The sequence below is a fragment of the Bacteroidales bacterium MB20-C3-3 genome (assembly GCA_035609245.1).
In the GTDB taxonomy this organism is placed as follows: domain Bacteria; phylum Bacteroidota; class Bacteroidia; order Bacteroidales; family UBA932; genus Bact-08.
Window position 1 is genome coordinate 1,134,126 of record CP141202.1, and the last position, 21,871, is coordinate 1,155,996.

Here is a 21,871-nt window from a genome sequence, read left to right on the forward strand (position 1 = left end):
ATAAAATAATTGATTATTTTTGGAGTGAAGTTGATGTAGTATGCCCATGTCACACCAGATAAAATTTGAATTGGATACAGAGACAGAGTTGTCAGCCGGACTCTGTCCGGTGAGTGGTAAAAGTGACCTCATCATTTATGAGGCCGGTAAAGCGGGTCTGCATTCTTGAATGGATTTGCAGGCCATTTTTGTTTTCAACTCAGAGAGAATTAAATTAATAAACATAAATACTAATAACTAAAAAACCAGTTATGGCAAAAGAAAAAAAATTTATTACCTGCGATGGTAATTACGCAGCTGCACATGTTGCATACATGTTCAGCGAGCTTGCAGCCATATACCCTATCACACCATCTTCAACAATGGCAGAGTATGTTGACGAGTGGTCTTCTTTCGGAAAAAAGAACCTCTTTGGAGAGCAGTTGAGGGTTGTTGAGATGCAAAGTGAGGGGGGTGCAGCCGGAGCACTGCATGGTGCACTTCAGGCAGGTGTTCTCGCCACAACTTTTACAGCTTCGCAGGGTCTCCTGCTTATGATACCAAATATGTACAAAATCGCCGGCGAATTACTCCCAACAGTATTTCATGTTTCTGCAAGAACTCTTGCAGCACAGGCCCTTTCAATATTTGGAGACCATTCGGATGTAATGGCAGCCAGGCAGACAGGATTTGCCCTTCTGGCCTCCTCAAGTGTTCAGGAGGCTCTTGACCTTGGTGCAGTTGCACACCTCGCAACTCTTAAATCCAGAGTGCCATTTGTACACTTCTTCGACGGCTTCCGTACCTCTCATGAGATTCAGAAAATTGAAGATCTTGACCAGGATGCTGTAAAAAAGATGATCAGCGATAAATCTCTTAAGGCATTCAGACAAAAGGCACTTAATCCTGTTAAACCTGTTACAAGAGGTACAGCTCAGAATCCTGATGTATTTTTCCAGGCAAGAGAGGCCAGCAATCCTTTTTACGATGCAGTTCCTGATATCGTAGCAAGGTATATGGGAGAGATTAGCGAGCTCACAGGCCGTCACTATCTGCCATTTGACTATTACGGAGATCCTCAGGCAGAAAATATTATTATAGCAATGGGCTCTGTTTGCGAAACAATCAGAGAGGTTGTTGATATGCAGATGGAGAAGGGTGAGAAAGTAGGTGTTCTTACAGTAAGACTTTACAGACCATTCTCTGCAAAATATTTCTTCCGTGTTCTTCCAAAGAGTGTAAAAAGAATAGCTGTTTTAGACAGGACAAAAGAGCCGGGTGCAGTTGGCGAACCATTATATGTTGATATCAAATCTGCCATAGCAGAAAAGGGTGGCAAAATGCCTCTTATCGTTGGTGGAAGATATGGCCTTTCGTCTAAAGACACCAGTCCTGCACAAATACTTTCAGTTTTTGAAAATCTCAACATGAAAGAGCCTAAGAACGGCTTTACAATTGGTATTGTTGACGATGTAAGCTTTAAGTCACTCCCTTTAAAAGAGGAGATAAGCGTATCTAAAAAAGGTGTAAAAGAGTGTAAATTCTACGGTTTGGGATCAGACGGAACAGTCGGGGCAAACAAGAACACAATTAAAATTATTGGAGAGACTACACCTAAATATGTTCAGGCATATTTTGACTACGACTCAAAAAAATCAGGAGGATATACTTGCTCACACCTTCGTTTTGGAGATACCCCTATAAACTCTCCTTACCTGGTTTCTACTCCTGACTTTGTAGCCTGCCATGTAACATCTTATCTGAATAAATATGATGTATTGAGAGGTATAAAAAAAGGAGGAACATTCCTTCTGAATACCCTTTGGTCAGTAGAGGAGACTGTTGAAAAGCTTCCTGATCACATAAAAGCAACTATTGCTAAAAAACAGCTGAATCTCTATATTATAAATGCTACCCAAATTGCTGAAGATATTGGACTGGGCAACAGAACCAATACTATTCTCCAAAGTGCATTCTTCAAAATAGCAGACATTATTCCATTTGAACAGGCTGTTGCCGAGATGAAACACGCTGCAGAAAAGTCATATGGAAGAAAAGGAGATAAAATTCTTCAAATGAACTATGCAGCAATCGACAGAGGAGCTGAGTATGTTAAAGTTGAAATTCCTACAGAATGGAAAAACCTTACAACCAAATTCCGCCCATCAAGTTTTGACAGACTTGCACCGGATTGGGTAAGAAATGTTGCTGATGTTGTAAACGCACAAGGCGGCAACGATCTTCCTGTAAGTGCATTCCTGCACCTTGAGGATGGAACTATCCCGGCAGGAACAGCGGCATACGAAAAGAGGGGAATTGCAACCCATGTTCCTGAATGGCAGCCTGAAAACTGTATTCAGTGTAACCAGTGTGCCTATGTTTGCCCTCACGCTGCAATCCGCCCATTCCTTATGAGCGAGGAGGAGCAGAGCCACGCTCCGGCAGGTGTTAAAAAGGTAAAAGGCAATGGTCCTTTCAAAGAGTACAGCTTTACTATTCAGGTTACCCCTTATGACTGTACCGGTTGCGGCAACTGTGCCGATGTCTGCCCTGCCAAGAGCAAGGCTCTTATAATGAAGCCATTTGAGACTCAGGAGCACGAGCAGCACAACTTTGATTATATGCACGGAGTTGTTGGTTACAAAGACACAATCCAGTCAAAAACTCAGAATGTTAAGAATCTGCAGTTTGCTCAACCACTGTTCGAGTTCTCCGGTGCATGTGCAGGTTGTGGTGAGACCCCTTACATCAAGGCTATCACTCAACTTTACGGAGACAGAATGATGATTGCAAATGCAACAGGATGCTCATCAATCTTTGGTGGTTCATTCCCTGCTTCGCCATACACAACCAATAGTTCCGGACATGGTCCTTCATGGGCTAACTCACTGTTTGAAGATAACGCCGAGTATGGAATGGGTATGCGTCTGGGCTCTGAGAGAGTACGCGACAGAGTTGCAAAACTTATGGCTGATGGACTTGAGTGCAAAGATTGCTCTGCAGAGATGAAAGTACTGTTTGGCGAGTGGATTACAAAACGCGACGATGCCGCTGCTACAAGAGAGATAGCTGACAAGCTTATCCCTATGATTAGCGAATGTGGATGTGCTATTTGCAAAGAGCTCACAATACTTAAAGATTACTTCATTACAAGATCTCAGTGGATCTTTGGAGGAGATGGATGGGCTTACGATATTGGATATGGTGGACTTGACCATGTACTTGCCTCCGGAGAGAATGTTAATGTATTGGTTCTTGATACTGAGGTTTACTCAAATACCGGTGGTCAATCTTCAAAATCCACACCTGTGGGAGCAGTTGCAAAATTCGCAACTTCAGGGAAGAAGATTCGCAAGAAAGACCTCGGCATGATGGCTATGAGTTACGGTTATGTATATGTTGCTCAGGTAGCAATGGGTGCCAGCCACAACCAGCTAATGAATGTCCTTAAAGAGGCCGAGGCTTACAACGGACCATCACTAATCATCGCTTATGCACCATGTATCAGCCACGGTCTGAAGAACGGGATGGGTGCATCACAGCGCGAGGAGAAGATGGCTGTTGACTGCGGATACTGGCAGCTTTACCGTTTCAACCCTATGCTTGAGGAAGAGGGCAAAAATCCATTTACACTTGATAGCAAGGAGCCTGACTGGACTAAATTCCAGGAGTTCCTTAACGGAGAGGTTCGCTACACTTCACTTAGAGCAACATTCCCTGAGGAGGCTGAGACTCTGTTCAAGCTTACTGAAGAGTATGCCAAGAAGCGTTACAACTCTTACAAGAGGATGGCTGAACACTTCTAGAAGTAAAATTTCCATACTAACTAAACACAGGTGTTCCCAAAAGGGGCACCTGTTATTTTATGTCCATTCCTCCCGTCAGAAGTCCTGTTAATACAATTCGCTTTTTCTTAACGCTTTTTTTCTTGATTTTTTCGGGGCCTGCGGAACTCCTCCCTCCCGGTCGTCAAACATCCTCGGCCTTTTCTCCGAAAAAACCTGCGAAAAAAAACTAAAAAAGCTCAACTTTGTATTAACAGGACTTCTGACGGGAGGTTTAATTCAAAAAAAAGTGCCCCTTTTGGGAGCACCTTTGATAATATTTATGCGAAAGTTTTACTTTGCAGAGAGTGTGGCCAGCACAGCATCAATGATTCGTTTTTCGCGGCCGGCGGTCATGTCGTAAATCTCTTGTGCCTCTGCAACCAGTTTGTCTGCAACGGTACGATCTTTCAGGTCTACAGAGTTTATTCTTACATTCATATAGGCTCCGTAAATGGCAGACCTGATTGCCAAAGCACCAACTCCGGCGTCTGAAACGGAATTTGGGTTACCCTCTTTAACCATCTCCTCAATCAGATCAAATCCAGAGTAAGCAACCTTCATGGTTCTCAGAGGAATCTCTGTTGCATACTGAGTTGCAGCCTGGATAGCGGCACTTCTGGCAGCCTTCTCGGTATCACTATCTTTTGGAAGGCCAAACGCCTCCATGATTTTATTAAATGAGTTTGTATCCTCATCAACCAGAAAAAGCATCTCGTTCATAATTGACTGACCCTTCTCAGCCCATTTTGAGAACTCATCCCATCTGTGGTCCCATCCCGCTTTGTGAGATGAGAGGTTTGCCACCATAGTTCCTAATGCTGCTCCAAGGGCTCCCATATAGGCCGATACAGATCCTCCTCCCGGAGCAGGAGACTCGCTTGCAGTCAGATTTGCAAATCCCTTTGCTGTAAGGTCTATCAGTTTAGCTGCAGATCCCTCTTCCAGCAAATACTCAATAACCTTCTCCCTGGGATCAAATGGTTTAAGATCATCGAGGCCCATTGATTTAACAGCTATCTTAATAATCTCCTCTTCCGATACACCTGCAGATCTCTGCTGCTTTGCCAGATAGTGTTTACCGGCATCAATAAGTACCTTCTTAGGAATCAGACCAACAATCTCACTTCCGGTAACCCTGATTCCTCTTACAGCGGCCTTTTCAACAACCTCATCAAATGCAATATGTACAGGTGTCTGGGTAATATTGGTAACATTCATGGATACCTGTGCAATTCCATACTCTTCAATAAACCAGCCTATAGCCTTACAACCTTTTAGTGTGCCGGGAATCCAGACATCCTTCCCATTCTCGTCTTTAACCACCTTGCCGGTTATTGGATTTCCTTCTCTCATTTTCCTTCCCTTCTCTCTCACATCAAATGCAATAGCATTTGCTCTTCTTGTTGATGTTGTGTTAAGATTGTAGTTTATAGCAACAAGAAAATCCCTTGCGCCAACTGCAGTTGCTCCAGTAACTGCCACTCTTTCACTAAATTCAGCAGGGCCAAAATCGGGTCTCCACTCTGATGAGCCTACTCTTTTTGCCAGACCCTCATACTCTCCTGCTCTGCAATTTGCAAGATTCCTTCTCTCAGGTTTAAAAGCTGCGCTCTCGTAACAGTATACAGGTATTCCCAGCTCCTCACCCACTCTCTTTGCGAGAGCTCTGGCGTACTCTGCCGTCTCTTCCATTGTAACTCCGGCTATTGGAATAAATGGGCAAACATCTGTAGCCCCCATTCTTGGATGCTCTCCATGATGGTTACGCATATCAATAACCTCACCTGCCTTTCTGATTGCCCTGAAAGCAGCCTCTGATACAGACTCAGGAGAGCCTACAAATGTTACCACTGTCCTGTTTGTTGCTGCACCCGGGTCAACATTCAGGAGTTTAACACCCTCAACCTTTTCAATCTCGTCAGTGATCTGTTTAATCACCTGCATATTGCGACCTTCGCTAAAATTAGGTACGCACTCTATTAGTTTCTGAAGCATTACTTTATAATTTTTCTACTTTATATTAATTTCTACTGAGTAATCATCTCTACACCATCAGGCATTCTTGCCTTAAGAGCATCCTTGTCCATCTCAAAAAAGTGATAAGGGAATACTTTTGCAGGCCTTATCAGCTCAACTGCCTTTATAAACATATCATCACTCATTGTGTAAGGAAGGTTTTTTGGAAGAAAAGCAAGATCAATCCTTCCCAACTCCCCCATTTCAGGAATAATTTCAGTATCCCCTGCTATATAAAGCTTATACCCTGCAAAATCGAGTATATATCCATTTCCCTCACCCCTTGGATGAAACGGAAGCCCGTTATCATTTCTGTTCTCTATATTGTATGCATATACTGCCCTTATTCCTATACCCTCATAATTAAAGGATTCTCCCTGTTTAAGTGCGTTTGCACCATGAATGCTTTTTGCAGCCTCTTCACTTGTTACATAAACTGTTCTTTCTGAATCTATATGAACAAGGGCTTTATTGTCCAGATGATCGTAATGATGGTGCGTTAAAAGTATTAAATCTGCCTTTGGTTGCAGAGAGTAGTCTGCCACCTCGCTGTATGGATCGACGAATATATTTCTTCCCTCCCATTGAATAAGGAGTGAGGCGTGTCCCAGATGCAGTATGGCAATTTCGCCAAGCGGAGTTGAGAATCTTGTCATAGCTTTTTAAATTTTTATTATTACTAAACTGATATCTTAACACCACCTATCCAAATCTGTTCAACCAGAGGAGAGGTAAATGTATAAGGTAAGAAGTCAAGAGAGGGAATATCTTTCGCAACAATGAAGTCTGCCCTTTTTCCTCTTGTTATAGATCCGTGATTTTCACTTAAATCCATTGCACAGGCTCCATTAATTGTGACTGCATTAATTATCTCCTCTGTAGTCATTTTATATTTCAGGGCAGCGAGAGCCATCATAAAACGCATATCCCCATATGGTGATGAACCCGGGTTATAGTTTGTAGCAAGTGCAACAGCCATACCACTGTCAATCATCTTTCTTGCCGGAGCATAATCCATCTCCAGGAAAAAAGTTGATCCCGGGAGAAGTGTAGCCATTGTTTCACTATTGCTAAGAAGTTTAAACTCATCGTCTCCTGTAAACTCAAGGTGATCTACTGATATTGCGTTATACTTAACACCTATCTGGACACCTCCGGAAAAGCTCATCTGATTTGCGTGAACTTTTGCCCTTAAACCATATTTCATTCCTGCATTCAGTATCCTGTCTGTCTCCTCAACCGTAAAAAATCCATCCTCGGTAAAGACATCAATAAAGTCAGCCAACTCTTCTGATGCAATTACCGGTATCATCTCATTTATAATTTCATTAACATACTCTTCCCTCCTAACGGCAAATCTTTCCGGCACAGCATGGGCCCCAAGAAAAGTAGTTTTAACGGTTAGAGGAGTCTCCAGACCAATCCGCCTTGCAACCCTGAGCATCTTTATCTCATCTTCCGGATTGAGTCCATATCCACTCTTTATCTCTACCGCAGTTGTTCCGTGGTTAATAATCTCCTTTGCTCTGACCAGTGTTTGCCTTAAGAGCTCCTCTTCTGATGTCTTACCAAGTAATGCGGCAGAATTCAGAATTCCACCACCCCTCGCAGCAATCTCTTTATATGACAACCCTTTTATCTTATCAATAAACTCCCTCTCCCTGCTTCCTGAATAGACCAAATGAGTATGTGAATCACAAAATCCCGGCAAAACAGTTGCCCCTTTAAGATCCACAATCTCATCCGCCTGATTTTCCTGCCAGTACTCTATTCCATTCTCGGCTAAAATCTTAAGTGTATCCATTGAACCAAAATCACTTATGAGCTCTCCGTCAACAGCCATATAAGCGTCATCTATAACACTAAGAGAGGACATCTCTTTACCCGACCTCTTCAGGAGAGGCTCCCCCTGTTCTACTTGCACAAGTTTTCCGATATTGGTAAAAAGTCTTTTCATCCTATTTTTTATAATTGAATTCTCTGATAAAATTAACAGAATTCTTTATATGGGTATACATCACCTCATCCTCCTCAATAAATGGAACAACTTTCCTGTATTCACCCATCAAATCCTCAAGAATTGGAGAGGATTTTAAAGGCCTGCGGAATTCTAAAGCCTGAGCAGCATTCATTAACTCAACAGCAAGAATCTTTTCAATATTTTCAACTACTCTGTAGCATTTTGTTGCGGCATTTGCACCCATACTTACATGATCCTCCTGACCCTGAGAAGAGTCAATAGTATCAATACAGGCAGGAGTAGCCAGCTGTTTGTTCTGGCTCACAACAGAGGCCTGGGCATATTGCGGAATCATAAATCCAGAATTCAGACCCGGATGTGCAACTAAAAAAGATGGCAAATCCCTCTTTCCGGAAATCAACTGATATGTTCTTCTCTCGGAGATACTTCCAATCTCGGCCATGGCAATACTAAGCATATCCAAAGGCAAAGCAAGAGGTTGTCCGTGGAAATTCCCGGCCGAGACAATCAAATCTTCATCAGGGAGTATTGTTGGGTTATCCGTAGCACTGTTAAGCTCCGTTTCAAATGCATTTTCTATATATCGCAACGCATCCTTTGTTGCTCCGTGCACCTGAGGTACACATCTGAATGAATAGGGATCCTGCACATGAACCTTATCTCTTGCAGCTATTTCACTCCCTTTTAGAAGCTCTCTCATATTGGATGCTGTTTCTATCTGCCCTTGATGAGGTCTGATCGCGTGGACACCATGGGTAAATGGCTCAATTCTTCCGTCAAAGGCATCAAGAGAGAGTGCCGCAATCATATCAGCCATCTCTGACAACCTTTGAGCTTTTATATAATTCCAAATGCTGTAGGCGAGCATAAACTGTGTCCCGTTAAGTAATGCTAGCCCCTCCTTAGAGGCCAGTTCAAGTGGCTGCCAATCATAAATTGCATTCACATCAGATGCATCTCTTTTCTCCCCTTTATACCACACCTCTCCCAATCCGAGCAGCGGCAGACACATATTTGCAAGTGGTGCCAGATCGCCGGAGGCTCCAAGAGAACCTTGCTGATACACTACGGGAATAACACCCTCATTAAACATATCTGCCAGTCTCATAACTGTCTCAACTCTAACTCCTGAATAGCCATACGAGAGAGATTTTATCTTTAGAAGCAGCATTAGTTTTACAATTTCTACAGGTACCTCTTCTCCCACTCCACATGCATGAGACATAACAAGATTTTTCTGCAACTGAGATAGCTCACTTGCATCAATAGTGACATTACATAAGGACCCAAAACCTGTTGTTATTCCATAAATAGGCTCCCTCTGACTCTTCATTCGCCTGTCCAGATAATCTCTGCAATCAGTAATTCTTTTAATTAACTCCTCAGAAAGTTCAATTTTCTGTTTTCCCTGAGATAATTCAAATATTTCAATGAGCTTATGATGTTTCAGGCTTAAATGAAAAGAGTCCATATGGCTTATATTTTATTATAATTTTGGTTATTTTTCTACAAATATAGAATAAAACAGCTATGACTCCTAAAAAAAAGAGGCCACCCTTTGGGGGTAGCCTCCTCGGGAGCTTAACCTAATTAATAACCTGGATTTTGTTGGGACACTATAGCAGGATTTGCGTCCATTTCTGACTGTGCAATAGGCAGAATTGTCTTATAGAAAGTCCTGTTAATTGTTTTTGTTCTGTGGCTTATCTGAACTGCAGGAGAGATGAAGTCATCATTGAATTCAATAGTCCTGTTCAAACGAAGCATATCAAAATACCTCTGACCTTCAGCAAAAAGCTCTTTACTTCTCTCATTTATAATCATGTCAAGAGTAATGTCTGATGCAGTTGCAGGTGCAAGGTTTGGTGATCTTTTTCTGATAGCATTCAGATAAGTAGCAGCCTTAGCCTTATCAGGGGCAGATTTTCTGAAAGCAGCTTCTGCTGCAGTAAGATAAATTTCAGAAAGACGAATTACCTTAATATTTACTGAAGATGTGGATCCTTTATCACCTTTGAGATCAACACCGGCATATTTTAGACAAGAACCAAATCTGGTATTAGATGACTCATCATAGTCCATGATTCCCCATCTGACATCTGCAGAGTCTTCTCCAAGTCTTGCAAGATAATAGTCACTTGCCATAAACCAACCCATAGCACCGGTAATCTTACCGTTTCTCAAAAGATAATAGCCCAGAGAACCTGTGCGAAGGTCACCCTCTGATACATACATAGCAAGTTCAAAGATTGACTCTGAACCATTTTCAAGTGACCAGGATGCCACCCATTTCTCATTTGTATAAAGAGTGTACTTCTTATCATTGATAATTGTCTCGGCTACTGTTAAAGCATCATCAAATCTGTCCATATGCAGATAAACCCTGCTCTGTATTGCCAGATTTGAATAATAGTTCATATAGCCTTTGGAAATAGTCTTTAAAAGAAGCGGTTCTGCATCCTTAAGGTCCTTCAGTATCTGAGTATACACCTCTTCAACAGAGTTTCTTGTTGGTTGAGCAGATGCATCAAGCGGCTCAAGAATAAGCGGAACTCCAAAAGATGCCTTATCCATATTATATGGCTTGCCATATAATCTGACAAGGTCAAAATACATAAGAGCTCTGGCTGTCAGTGCTTGCCCCTTGTAAGAATTAAGAGATGCGTTTCCTTTACCATCTGCCTCAAGTTTATTGATATTTAGTATAATGTTGTTAGCCTGGAGAATATTGTGATAAATCTGGTTCCAGTATCCATTATACGCATTAGATGTAGCAGAGTGGTTAAATGTATAAAGAGCATCCAGGCCTCTTCCCTGGGAGCGAATTGCGAAATCACCACCCTTAGCGTCTCCGTACATTATAAAGTTACGGCCATAGTAGTCGGCAGTAGCCAATTTACTCATCAGACCATTTATTGCAACGCCTGCATCGCTTACGTTGGTTATAGAGGTCTCAGATGCAGCAGAGTTGCTAGGCTTTACATCCAGAAAACCATTACAAGACGAAAGCAGAACAATGCTCATCAAAATTATTGAAATATTTATTTTTTTCATTGTTGCAACTTTTTATATTAGAATGTAAAATCAATACCGAATGTATAAGTCTTGCCGAGTGGAATCTCCCAGCCTCTTGTACCATATTCGTTAACTTCAGGATCGTATACATCGTATGCAGCCATTGTGAAGAGGTTAGTACCGTTGAAATATACTCTTGCATTTGCCAGTTTAATCTTGCTTACAATGTTCTTAGGAAGATTATATGCCAGGGTCATGCCTTTAAGTCTCAGGTAGTCTGCTTTATGCATATGTCTGGTACTTCTCTGGTTAACATCCTCCAGGTCAATTGCTATACGCATAGGATATTTTGCAGTTTTGTTTTCAGGAGTCCATCTGTTGTCATACTGATCTTTTGAAATAATTCTCTCCCAGTAGTAACCATCATCTGTAACATCACGTCCAACTGCGTCATAAGTGTAACCTCCAATTTTGTATGTAAAGTTCAGTGAAAGTGAAATACCTTTCCACTCAATGCTTGTATTAAGACCTCCAAATAGCTTTGGATGCACGTCACCAATGATTTTCTCAGATGCCTTAGTGTAGTTGTATGTTGCCGGTCTTCCGTCTACCATAAGGTCAGGTGTCTGATCGTTATTGAGGAACCAAAGGTTTTTACCTGTCTCGTCCTCAACACCTGCCCACTCGCGGCCATAAAGTGCCAGAGTTGATTTACCCTCCTGGTATATAAACTTAGCCCTTGAGTCACCACCTGTTGGGTCATACCATATTATATTCTGACCTCCGTAAAGCTTGGTAACAGTTGATTTAATGTAAGAGGCTGTCAGACCTGCACTCCAGTTAAGGCTCTCAGTCTTTACAATATCTCCGTTTAACTCAATTTCTATACCCTTATTATTGATCTCACCAACATTCTTAAGAGTTGAACCAAAACCGGTTACCCTTGAAATTGGAACATCCTGAAGAAGGTTTTTTGAATCTCTGTTAAATACCTCAACCGAGCCGGAGAGTCTTTGATCGAACAGGCCAAATTCCAGAGCTAAGTTTGAAGTGTAGCTTGTTTCCCATGACAAGTTAGCATCTGCAATTGTGCTTACAGCACTACCAGGTTGCTCCATATATTTGTCGCCATAAGTAGCAAGCGAACGCCATCCGTAATTTGAAGATGGAAGAGTACCATTTACGCCATAAGAGCCTCTTAGTCTTAGACTGCTGATAAGATCAACACCCTGCATAAATTTCTCTTTGTCTATTCTCCAGGATCCGGCTACTGACCAGAAATTACCCCAGCGCGCGCTTGGGCTCAATCTTGAAGAACCATCTCTTCTGTATGAAGCTGAGAAGTAATATTTATTATCATAGTTGTACTCCGCTCTTGAAAGCATAGATACCATTGTATTTCCCCAATAGTAAGCGCTTGCATCAAGTTTACCCGCAGTTGCAACAGTATGTAAAGCTCCTGATGGAAGATTTGTTCCTGTTGCTCTTACATATTCAGATTTATTCTCTTCAACTTCCCATCCGACAAGAACACCTACATTGTGTCTCTTTGCAAACTCCTTATTAAAATTAAGAGTTGTAGATGACACCCATTTGTTCATATTGGTTGACATTTCTGCTACAGAGCCTCCAACAGATGAACCGGAGAAGTGCAGCTTGCTGAAATATAAATGATCAAGTGTCTGAGTATTATCATATGAGAAAATTGACTTAAGAATTAACTCAGGAAGTATTTTAACAGTTACACTTTCGTTTGCAGATATACGGAGAGTTCTTGAATTGTTCTCCCACTCATTATTGTAATAAATTGGGTTATAAGCGTAGCTACCATACCTTGCAGTCCAGTCGGCACCGGTTTTATAGTCTGTTGGCCAGTATAAAGGCCACAACAGGTTTCTTGACTGCATAAAGTAGTTGCTACCTGTAGCTCTTGTATCATTAAAGCCGGTCTTATTGCTTCTTGCAATATTTATATTGGTTGTAAACTCAATTGATTTACCCACTTTCTGAGTAAGATTCACACGGCCGGTAATACGATTAAAGTCGTTTATAACACTTCTTCCAAGGTCTTTTGTATAAGAGAGAGAGGTGTAGTAGTTAGAGGCATCAGTAGCGCCACTTACAGAGAGGTCATATGATTGGTAGACTGATGTACGGAAAAGTACCTCATCCCAGTTGTAGAATTTACCTGCTCTGTCACCTGAAATTGTAAGAGAGTTAACAGTGTTATCGGGAGCAGTAAAAATGTAACCATGCTTATTAAATCTGTTGTTTAGCTGTTTAAGAGCATTGGCGCTTGCAACATCGTTGGTTTTTCCCCTGTAGTATACATCTGCATTCCAGAAGTTCTCATAGTATGCTTCAACTTGCTGCTCAGGAGTGGCTACTTCAAAGTTGTCGGTTGCAAAGCTAGGAGTAATACCTACAGAAGCTTTAAAGTTAACGCTGGTTTTACCAAGCTTTCCTCTCTTGGTTGTAATCATTATAACACCATTCGCAGCCCTTGATCCGTAAAGAGCAGATGCAGCAGCATCCTTCAAAACTGTGATTGATTCAATGTCAGAAGGATTAATTGTACTCATTACATTGTTTGAGGTGTAAATCCCCATCTGGGTAACATTACCTGAAACAACAGGGACTCCGTCAACAACATAAAGAGGCTCATTTGATGCATTCATTGACCCTACCCCCCTTACGCGAATAGAAGAGGTAGAACCTGCCTGACCGGATGTAGTGGTAATCTGCATACCGGCAACTTTTCCATTCATTGCGTTTTCAAAAGATAGTGTTGGAACATCTCTTATAGCTTCGCTCTTTACAACGCTTGCAGCACCGGTAAATGTTCCTTTGGTAGCGGTACCATAGGCAACAACCATCACCTCGTCCAGAGCAAGTGCATCAGGAGCCAGTATCACATCAATAACATTTCTGCCCCCTACAGGGACCTCTTGAGTGCGATAACCAATATAACTAAAAACAAGCACTGCATCGGCAGGTACATTTGTGAGGGTGTACTTGCCATCCAGATCAGTGTTGGCACCGGCACCTCTAACACCCTTAATAAGGATGGTCGCATAAGGAACCGGAGAACCGTCATCGGAAGAGGTCACCGTTCCGGTGACTCTCGTCTGGGCCCAACCGATATTAACCAGTAATATCGACAAGACAATCAAGATCGATTTCTTCATAGATTAAGTAATTTGAATTAAGGTTTTCGTTCAAAAATATAAAAAAAACAAACCAAAAGCAAAAAATTGTAATTTTTTACCTCTTGCCCATTAAATATTGTTATTACAGAGATTTCTTCAAGGCAAATTAAGCAAAAAATAGATTTTCAATTACAATTTGCAACCATTTTATATCTATTTTCTATCATATATTATATTTGTGTCTGCTTTTCCTTTCATTATATTCAGTTTTTGACCAAAAAAAAGAGCCGTATGTAACTATACGACTCTCTTAATAAAGTATAATAAAGCACTATCTTCTAAACGAACTCTTATCTCCTGATCTGCCCTGCGGACGCTGTGGCCTGCCACCCTCCGGACGTGGTTTGCGCTCAGGCTCAACATATCCTTCAGGTTTTTCGATTAAGACTTTGCGTGACAATCTCATCTTTCCGTTCTTTGGGTCCATCTCCAAAAGTTTTACCTCTACGGTATCACCTATATTAAGAACATCCTCAACTTTGTCTACCTTCTTCCAGTCCAGTTCAGATATGTGAAGAAGTCCCTCCTTACCAGGAAGAATCTGCACAAATGCTCCAAACTCCAGAATTGATACAACCTTTCCTGTGTAAACCTGTCCGGCTTCAGGGACAGTTGTGATATCCTTAATCCAGTTAAGAGCCTTTTCCATGCTCTGCTGATCGTCACCAAAGATGTCAACCACACCTGTTCCATCCTTCTCTGTTATTGTAATTGTAGTTCCAGTGGTCTTCTGGATATCCTGGATAACCTTTCCTCCTGTACCTATTACAGCACCTATAAAGTCACCCGGAATTACAATCTGTACAATTCTAGGAACATGAGGCTTCAGATCCTCTCTTGGCTCGCTTAGAGTCTTCATCATCTCCCCCATTATATGGAGACGACCCTGGCGCGCCTGCTCAAGTGCCTGCTCAAGAATTTCGTAAGAGAGCCCGTCAACCTTGATATCCATCTGAGTGGCAGTAATACCATCCTTAGTTCCGGTAACTTTAAAGTCCATATCTCCTAGATGATCTTCGTCACCAAGTATATCTGAAAGAACAGCAAACTTTCCGCTCTTAGAATCTGATATCAGACCCATTGCAATACCTGATACCGGTTTTTTAATCTTTATACCGGCATCCATAAGTGCAAGGGTACCTGCACAAACAGTAGCCATTGAAGAGGATCCGTTTGATTCAAGGATGTCTGAAACAACCCTTACTGCATATGGATTTTCATCGCCTACCGGAACAACATACTTCAAAGCTCTAAGTGCAAGGTTACCATGACCTATCTCTCTCCTGCCGGTACCTCTGTATGGTTTTGCATCACCTGTAGAGAACGGAGGGAAGTTATAGTGAAGAACAAACTGCTCAGAACCCTCAACAAGAACCTCGTCTACAGCCTTCATATCCAGCCTGGTACCCAGAGTAACAGTGGTAAGAGACTGAGTCTCTCCCCTTGTAAATACAGCGGATCCGTGTGTTGCAGGAAGGTAGTCAACTTCACACCATATAGGTCTGATATCTTTAGTCCCTCTACCATCAAGCCTTACACCCTCATTGAGAATCATCTTTCTCATGGCCTCCTTTTCAACATCGTGGTAATATCTGGTTATCATACCTTTTTTAGCTGCAGCATCCTCTTCAGATAGAGTTGCAATAAATTCGGCTTTAAGAGCCTCAAAAGCATCAGTTCTCTCCTGCTTTGCACTTGGTGTGGTAGCTATTTTATAGCACTTATCATAGCAGAAATCCCAAACTGATTTGCGTAGCTCCTCATCCTGTGTTTCATGACAGTAAGCTCTCTTCTGCTCTTTTCCTGCCTCTTTCATCAGCTCCATCTGAGCCTGACACTGTATCTTTATCTCTTCGTGAGCAAATTTGATAGCCTCAAGCATATCCGCCTCTGCTACCTCCTTCATCTCACCCTCAACCATCATAATGTTGTCAATAGTTGCAGCAACCATTATATCGATATCTGCGGTTTTAAGTTCAGTAAAGGAGGGGTTAACCACAAATTTACCATCAATACGGGCAACTCTCACCTCTGAGATAGGCCCGTTAAACGGAATATCACTTACAGCAAGCGCTGCCGATGCTGCAAGTCCTGCAAGTGCGTCCGGCATAATCTCTTTTTCTGCCGATATAAGATTTACTGTTACAAATACCTCTGCGTGAAAATCGTCAGGGAAAAGAGGTCTCAGTGCGCGGTCAATAAGCCTGGACACTAATATTTCAGAGTCGTTAGGACGACCCTCTCTCTTTAAAAATCCTCCGGGGTATCTCCCTGCAGATGCGTACTTCTCTTTGTACTCGACAGACAAAGGCATGAAGTCAACATCCTCTTTTGCCTCTTTTGCGCAAGTGACAGTTGCAAGCAACATTGTCTTACCCATTTTTACTACAACTGAACCGTCTGCCTGTTTGGCCAGTTTACCGGTTTCAATTTCAATCTCCCTTCCATCACTCAACTTGATGGTTTTCTTAATAATATTCATATAAATTCTCTGCAGCCCGGCCCTCCCTGTGAGGGTCCATTATTACTTATGTACAGCTACGCTTGTTGCCCCGGGTTGCTTAAGGAGACAACAAGCATAAATTTTTTCCACCACAAATGTAATCAGATTATTTCACATGAGAAAGGGCTGCCCTGTTGGACAGCCCCTCTGATTTTTGCTCTATTTATTTTACTTACGAAGGTTAAGTGCCTTCACAATGCTTCTGTATCTCTCAATGTCAGTCGCCTTCAGATAGTCCAGAAGACGGCGTCTCTTACCAACCAGCTTAAGAAGTGATCTCTGTGTAGAGTAGTCCTTCTTGTTTTGTTTAAGGTGACCGGTAAGGTGAGCGATACGGTAGGAAAATAAAGCTACCTGACTCTCTGCTGAGCCGGTATCTGCATTAGACTTTCCGTATTGTCCGAAAATCTCTTGCTTTTTGTCCGATGTTAAATAGTTCGCCATTTTTAAGCAATTGATGTATTTGTTTTCCCAAAATTGGGTTGCAAAGATAGACATATTTTTCCAAGGCGCAACTATTTTCCTAATTTTGTGGTTCAAACCATATAGAAATGATACCTTTTTCTGAAGCACTTAATATTGTAAAGCATAACACTATTAAACCGGGTTATGAAAATGTCCCCCTCTCTGCTGCGTCCGGGAGGTACCTTGCTGAGACTATTTATGCCGACAGAGATACTCCCCCTTTTAATAAATCGGCAGTTGACGGATTTGCCTGCAGGGGAGAGGATCTTGGAGAGAAACTGGAGATTGTGGAGACAATACCTGCCGGATACGAGCCATCTGTTAAGGTGGAAAAAGGCAAGTGTTCCAGGATAATGACCGGAGCAATGCTCCCGGAGGGGGCAGATACAGTTGTAATGGTTGAAGACTGCGTTGTTGAGGATAATTATATGCACTTCAGGGGAGGTAAAGGGAGGGATAATATTTGTATGCGGGGAGAGGATATGAGCAGTGGAAGCATAGCTATTCCGTCTGGTACTTTGATAAATGCAGCCCATATTGCCATCCTTGCATCAATGGGTATCTCATCTCCTCTTGTATGTAAAAAATTTAAAATTGGAGTACTCTCAACCGGAGACGAGATCATAGAGCCGGAGGCCACTCCATCAAGGGTTCAGATAAGAAACTCTAACGGATGGCAGCTTTATGCCCAGACTCTATCTGCAGGTGCAGATGCAGAATATCTTGGAATTGCCAGGGATGATAGAGAGGATGTAAAAACAATGATAACAGAGGGATTCAGGAATAATGATGTTCTGATAATTACCGGAGGTGTATCAATGGGAGATTTTGACTATGTACCTGATACTCTTGAATCTTTAGGATTCACTATTCTCTTTGACAAGGTAGCAGTTCAGCCGGGTAAGCCGAGTACATTTGCTGTGAAAAAAGATGAGTCCGGTGAAGTTTCAAAGGTTGTATTTGCTCTCCCCGGAAATCCTGTCTCCTGCTATCTGCAGTTCCTCCTTTTAGTAAAGGAGTGGATATGCTCCTCATCAGGAGGCTCATCAAGCAGGATCTGGACAAAAGTTCCAATAGCACAGGAGTATAAAAGGAAGAACACATCCAGACTCTCCTTTATACCCGGAAGAATATCTGCTGAAGGGGAGTTTGAAACTCTCTCCTACAACGGATCTGCGCATATCCTGGCTATGGGAGAGGCAACTGCTGTAGCCTCTGTGCCTGTGGGGAGAGGGGATATAAAAAAGGGTGAGTCTGTTACAATTTTTATCCTTGAGTGATGCCAAAAATATATATCCATCCGGAGTTTGGTGAGATTACAATAAGAAGAGCCAGACTCTCCGGAAGGGTGAAACTTGCAGTACACCCAATAAATGGTATATCGGTAACAGTTCCCTGGCTGGTAAGCTACTCACGGGCAATTGCTTTTATTGATGAAAAGGCAGAGTGGATATCGGCAACTCTTCTGAAACAGAGCAGAAAAAGGGAGGAGGAGGCAATCAGGCTGGGCCCCGGAAAAGCTCTTAAACTTATCACCGGAGAGATACCATACGAGGGGTTTAAAAACTCGTCTGAGGAGGAGATTATTAAAGTAATCCGGAAAGAGGCAAAAAAATATCTTCCCGGAAGAGTAGAGATGCTTGCCGCCACATTGGGTTTTAAACCTGGCAGGGTGACTGTAAGAAATAACAGAACAAACTGGGGTAGCTGTTCAAAATCGGGAAACATAAGCCTCAACATTCATCTGATGAGATTGTCATCTGAATTGGCTGATTTTGTAATAATTCACGAGCTGTGCCACCTTGTTCACAGAAATCACGGGCCCGGATTTCACTCTCTGCTCAACTCCCTGAGCGAAGGGAGAGAGAGGGAGCTGAACAGAATGCTCAGGAGAGAGAGACCTCAGGTTCTTTTTATTTTGGAAAATCCTGAAATCACATAACATAAAAAAGAGGCCGACAAAAAAGCAATTTTTCGTTGGTCTCTTTTTTTCTTGTAATTATCATTTATCTGTATCAGCTAAGGAAAACATTGGCTCCCGAAGAGGGAGGGGACCCATCGAAGATGGGGAGGATTTTCCGTGCTGATGCAGATAAATGATATAACAAAAAAGGCTAACCAATTACATTTTGGTCAGCCTCAACATTGAAGTTTTGGTTAAGAAACGGGAACTACTTTGTAAGTCCGCTTATTCTGATAAACAGAGCGTCAACTCCTTTAAGTAAATCCTGGCTGATAGCCTTAAAATGCTTCTTTGGGCTTTCAATCTCTTTACTGTTTACCCTCTCAAAAAGTTCATTTCTCAGAACAACTGCATCATTAATAATTGAGACAGCCTCGTCTGTTTTCTCTTCAGGATTGATATACATGAATACCCAGCAGTCAGAGATAACCTCACTTACCAGAAAGTCTATATCCTTTTTAATTGTTCTTAAACTTGCCATATTTTTGTTAGAATTTTCGCAAAGGTAGCAAAATATTTGAATTTAGAGTTTTGATATGCCTATACCCGGCAGATCATTAAGAGTTATCTTACCATCAACAATGAGCATTCCTTTGTAAACATCGTTTGAAATAAGAAGGTTCCCATCCAGGTCTGCCCACTCTGTTTCCGGTGCAAGTTGTGCTGCAGCAGATATTGCACAGGATGTCTCAGTCATACAGCCAATCATAAGCCTCATATGGAGAGCCTTTGCCAATGAAACCATCTCTCTTGCCTCCCTCATTCCGGTGCATTTCATTAGTTTGATGTTTACACCATGATAAGCACCCTTAAGCTTAGGAATATCAGTTAGCCTCTGGCAAGCTTCGTCTGCAATTACAGGAAGCGGGCTGTTCTCTGTTACCCATGCAGCCTCATCCAGAAGAAGCTTAGGCATAGGCTGCTCAATCATATTCACATTCCTCTCATTAAGCCAGTGGATCATATCAAGGGCATAGTGCTTATCCTTCCACCCCTGATTTGCATCAACACAAATGATAGTATCTGTAACCGACCTGATTGTATTTACCATCATCTTGTCTGTCTTCTCGTCCCTCCCCAGTTTCACCTTAATTACTTTGTAAGGTGAAGCTTCGCGGGTCTTTTCCTTAACAACCTCCTCTGTATCAAGACCTACCGTAAATGAGGTGTTTGGTGTTGTTTCAGGATTAAATCCCCAGATTTTCCACCAGGGCTGCCCCATTATCTTACCGACTATATCATGCAATGCTATGTCCACAGCAGCTTTAGCAGCAGTATTATTAATAGCAATTGAATCAACATAAGCCATAATATCCTGTATCTGGAAAGGGGAATTGAACCTTGACAAATCTACTTTCTTAAGGAAATCAATAACGGAGTTCTGAGTCTCTCCAAGATACGGGGGCAAAGCAGCTTCTCCGTAACCAACCATTCCGTCCCACTCTATCTCGGTCAAAACTATAGGAGTCGTGGTTCTGGATGAGTTTGCAATGGTAAAGACATGTCTCATCTGAGCATCGTAAGGTCTGAATGAGAGAACCATCTTTTTACTGCCACCTTTTGAGGCAACCCTCTGTCTTGCCTGAGCAAAAATATCAAAGGGGTTTATAAGAGCTGTCGCAGCAGTAAGCAGGCCTGCACTTTTGATAAAATTTCTTCTTGATGTAAGCGTCATTACTTTAATTGTTTGATGAGTTACTAGTTAGCCACATACCAGGCGTGTTTTGACACAGATATAATATCCGGATCCTTGTCAATCATTGTAAGAATTCTTCTTGCCCTTACAAGCCTTGTAGATCCTTCATAATAATTTGGGGCATCTTTTAGAAGTGAGTTTATTCTAACTGATGTTGCAGCGTGGATAAATTCACCATTTGCCATATATATACCAACATGAGTAATTCTCTCAGGCCTCTCTTCTGTAGCCTTTGAACCAAAGAAGAGAAGATCGCCTGCTTTAAGATTTCCAAAATCCTCCGTAAGCTCAACATCTTCCCCTGTTTTTGCCTGCTGAGAGGCATCTCTTTCAAGGATTACGCCATTAAGGAAAAATACTGTTTTGGTAAATCCGGAGCAGTCCATTGCCTTAACTGATGTCCCTCCCCACATATATGGAAAACCGACAAACTGTCTGGCAGTTGCAAGAATATTCTCAGGTGATGGATTCCTTGATGCCAGCCATTTTGAGAAATCTGCAGTATTTGCAGTAAGTACAAATGCCTCTCTGCCGTCAGGAAGCTGAACCTTCACATAAGGTCCTGCATTGGCTACAAACTTCACGATATTACCCATGATTCCGTCAGCAACCACAGCTGAAGTCTCAGATGCACCTGCCCTGTAAAGAGTATAGTGAGTTGTAATAATTACCTTTTGAGCAGCCCTCCACCCATTAAATTCTGACTCGTTCATATAGGCAATACTTCCGGATGAAACCCATGCTATGTAACCCTCAGGTGTGACAGCTCTTGTCCATCCTCCCCTCTTCTCAAGAATTTGCAAAGGGGCTCCCATAACGGTTTGTGTAGCCGATTCACTTGAGTAGTTGGGAGAGTATCTGAAATTGATTGCAGATTGGTTTGTTATACCGAATACTTTGTCACCAAGTGCAGGGTGAGGAAGCATTACCATACTATCAAGAGCATCAATTCCGGCCTCAGAAAGTTTTGCTATAAGAGCATCCTTTGCAGCAGACTCAGTTGTGGAACCTCTGAGAATAACAGTATCTCCTTTTTCAGAAACTTCAAGTTTTGCTTCGAAAGTTTTAGCTCTCCTGTCAGGAGCAAACTCCTCTTTAACCTTATCGAAAATTCCGGAGAATGTACCCTCAATCTTCTCTTTCTCAGACTCACTCGTACAGCCGAATACTAAAAAGGCTGCCGAAAAAATTAACAATAGTTTTTTCATCTTATGGGG

Annotated in this window: 14 protein-coding genes; 3 read left to right on the forward strand and 11 right to left on the reverse strand. The window is 42.1% G+C overall.

Annotated elements, in window-relative coordinates; all coding sequences use genetic code 11:
* Nucleotides 1-251 precede the first annotated feature (251 nt).
* A complete protein-coding gene (nifJ, locus tag U5907_05160) occupies nucleotides 252-3,785 on the forward strand; it encodes a pyruvate:ferredoxin (flavodoxin) oxidoreductase (protein ID WRQ34026.1) in 3,534 nt (1,177 codons plus the stop codon).
* Between the two features lie 312 nt (nucleotides 3,786-4,097).
* Here the strand turns inward: nifJ and ftcD are convergent, their stop codons facing one another.
* The 8 genes from ftcD to rpsO form a co-directional block, all read right to left on the reverse strand.
* Nucleotides 4,098-5,801 (reverse strand): glutamate formimidoyltransferase, encoded by a 1,704-nt coding sequence (gene ftcD / locus U5907_05165; GenBank protein ID WRQ34027.1) that lies wholly within the window; start codon nucleotides 5,799-5,801, stop codon nucleotides 4,098-4,100.
* 32 nt (nucleotides 5,802-5,833) lie between these two features.
* Entirely contained in the window at nucleotides 5,834-6,478 is a 645-nt protein-coding gene (locus tag U5907_05170) for an MBL fold metallo-hydrolase (GenBank protein ID WRQ34028.1), read from the reverse strand.
* Between the two features lie 23 nt (nucleotides 6,479-6,501).
* On the reverse strand, nucleotides 6,502-7,779 hold the full coding sequence (gene hutI, locus U5907_05175; protein WRQ34029.1) for an imidazolonepropionase: 1,278 nt from the start codon (nucleotides 7,777-7,779) through the stop codon (nucleotides 6,502-6,504).
* A gap of 1 nt (nucleotide 7,780) precedes the next feature.
* The gene (gene hutH / locus U5907_05180) at nucleotides 7,781-9,274 is read right to left on the reverse strand and encodes a histidine ammonia-lyase (protein ID WRQ34030.1); all 1,494 of its coding nucleotides are present in this window, start codon (nucleotides 9,272-9,274) and stop codon (nucleotides 7,781-7,783) included.
* A gap of 119 nt (nucleotides 9,275-9,393) precedes the next feature.
* Nucleotides 9,394-10,857, reverse strand: a complete 1,464-nt coding sequence (locus U5907_05185; GenBank protein ID WRQ34031.1) for a RagB/SusD family nutrient uptake outer membrane protein — start codon at nucleotides 10,855-10,857, stop codon at nucleotides 9,394-9,396.
* A 17-nt stretch (nucleotides 10,858-10,874) separates the two neighbouring features.
* Nucleotides 10,875-14,006: a TonB-dependent receptor gene (locus U5907_05190; protein WRQ34032.1), complete on the reverse strand. Its 3,132-nt coding sequence runs from the start codon at nucleotides 14,004-14,006 to the stop codon at nucleotides 10,875-10,877.
* 292 nt (nucleotides 14,007-14,298) lie between these two features.
* The gene (gene pnp, locus U5907_05195) at nucleotides 14,299-16,509 is read right to left on the reverse strand and encodes a polyribonucleotide nucleotidyltransferase (GenBank protein WRQ34033.1); all 2,211 of its coding nucleotides are present in this window, start codon (nucleotides 16,507-16,509) and stop codon (nucleotides 14,299-14,301) included.
* A gap of 189 nt (nucleotides 16,510-16,698) precedes the next feature.
* On the reverse strand, nucleotides 16,699-16,974 hold the full coding sequence (gene rpsO / locus U5907_05200) for a 30S ribosomal protein S15 (protein WRQ34034.1): 276 nt from the start codon (nucleotides 16,972-16,974) through the stop codon (nucleotides 16,699-16,701).
* 107 nt (nucleotides 16,975-17,081) lie between these two features.
* Between rpsO and glp the strand changes: the two genes are divergently transcribed.
* Together glp and U5907_05210 are read left to right on the forward strand one after the other, a co-directional pair.
* Nucleotides 17,082-18,275, forward strand: a complete 1,194-nt coding sequence (glp, locus tag U5907_05205; GenBank protein WRQ34035.1) for a gephyrin-like molybdotransferase Glp — start codon at nucleotides 17,082-17,084, stop codon at nucleotides 18,273-18,275.
* A complete protein-coding gene (locus U5907_05210) occupies nucleotides 18,275-18,937 on the forward strand; it encodes a YgjP-like metallopeptidase domain-containing protein (protein ID WRQ34036.1) in 663 nt (220 codons plus the stop codon). The genes glp and U5907_05210 overlap by 1 nt, the downstream gene beginning before the upstream one ends.
* A gap of 229 nt (nucleotides 18,938-19,166) precedes the next feature.
* On the opposite strand, the gene U5907_05215 is transcribed toward U5907_05210, so the two are convergent.
* Genes U5907_05215 through U5907_05225 form a run of 3 tightly spaced genes read right to left on the reverse strand, consistent with a single transcriptional unit; the run spans nucleotide 19,167 to nucleotide 21,862 of the window.
* A complete protein-coding gene (locus U5907_05215; GenBank protein WRQ34037.1) occupies nucleotides 19,167-19,439 on the reverse strand; it encodes a hypothetical protein in 273 nt (90 codons plus the stop codon).
* A gap of 42 nt (nucleotides 19,440-19,481) precedes the next feature.
* Nucleotides 19,482-20,633: an enolase C-terminal domain-like protein gene (locus tag U5907_05220; GenBank protein ID WRQ34038.1), complete on the reverse strand. Its 1,152-nt coding sequence runs from the start codon at nucleotides 20,631-20,633 to the stop codon at nucleotides 19,482-19,484.
* A gap of 23 nt (nucleotides 20,634-20,656) precedes the next feature.
* Nucleotides 20,657-21,862: a C40 family peptidase gene (locus U5907_05225; protein ID WRQ34039.1), complete on the reverse strand. Its 1,206-nt coding sequence runs from the start codon at nucleotides 21,860-21,862 to the stop codon at nucleotides 20,657-20,659.
* Between the last annotated feature and the right edge of the window lie 9 nt (nucleotides 21,863-21,871).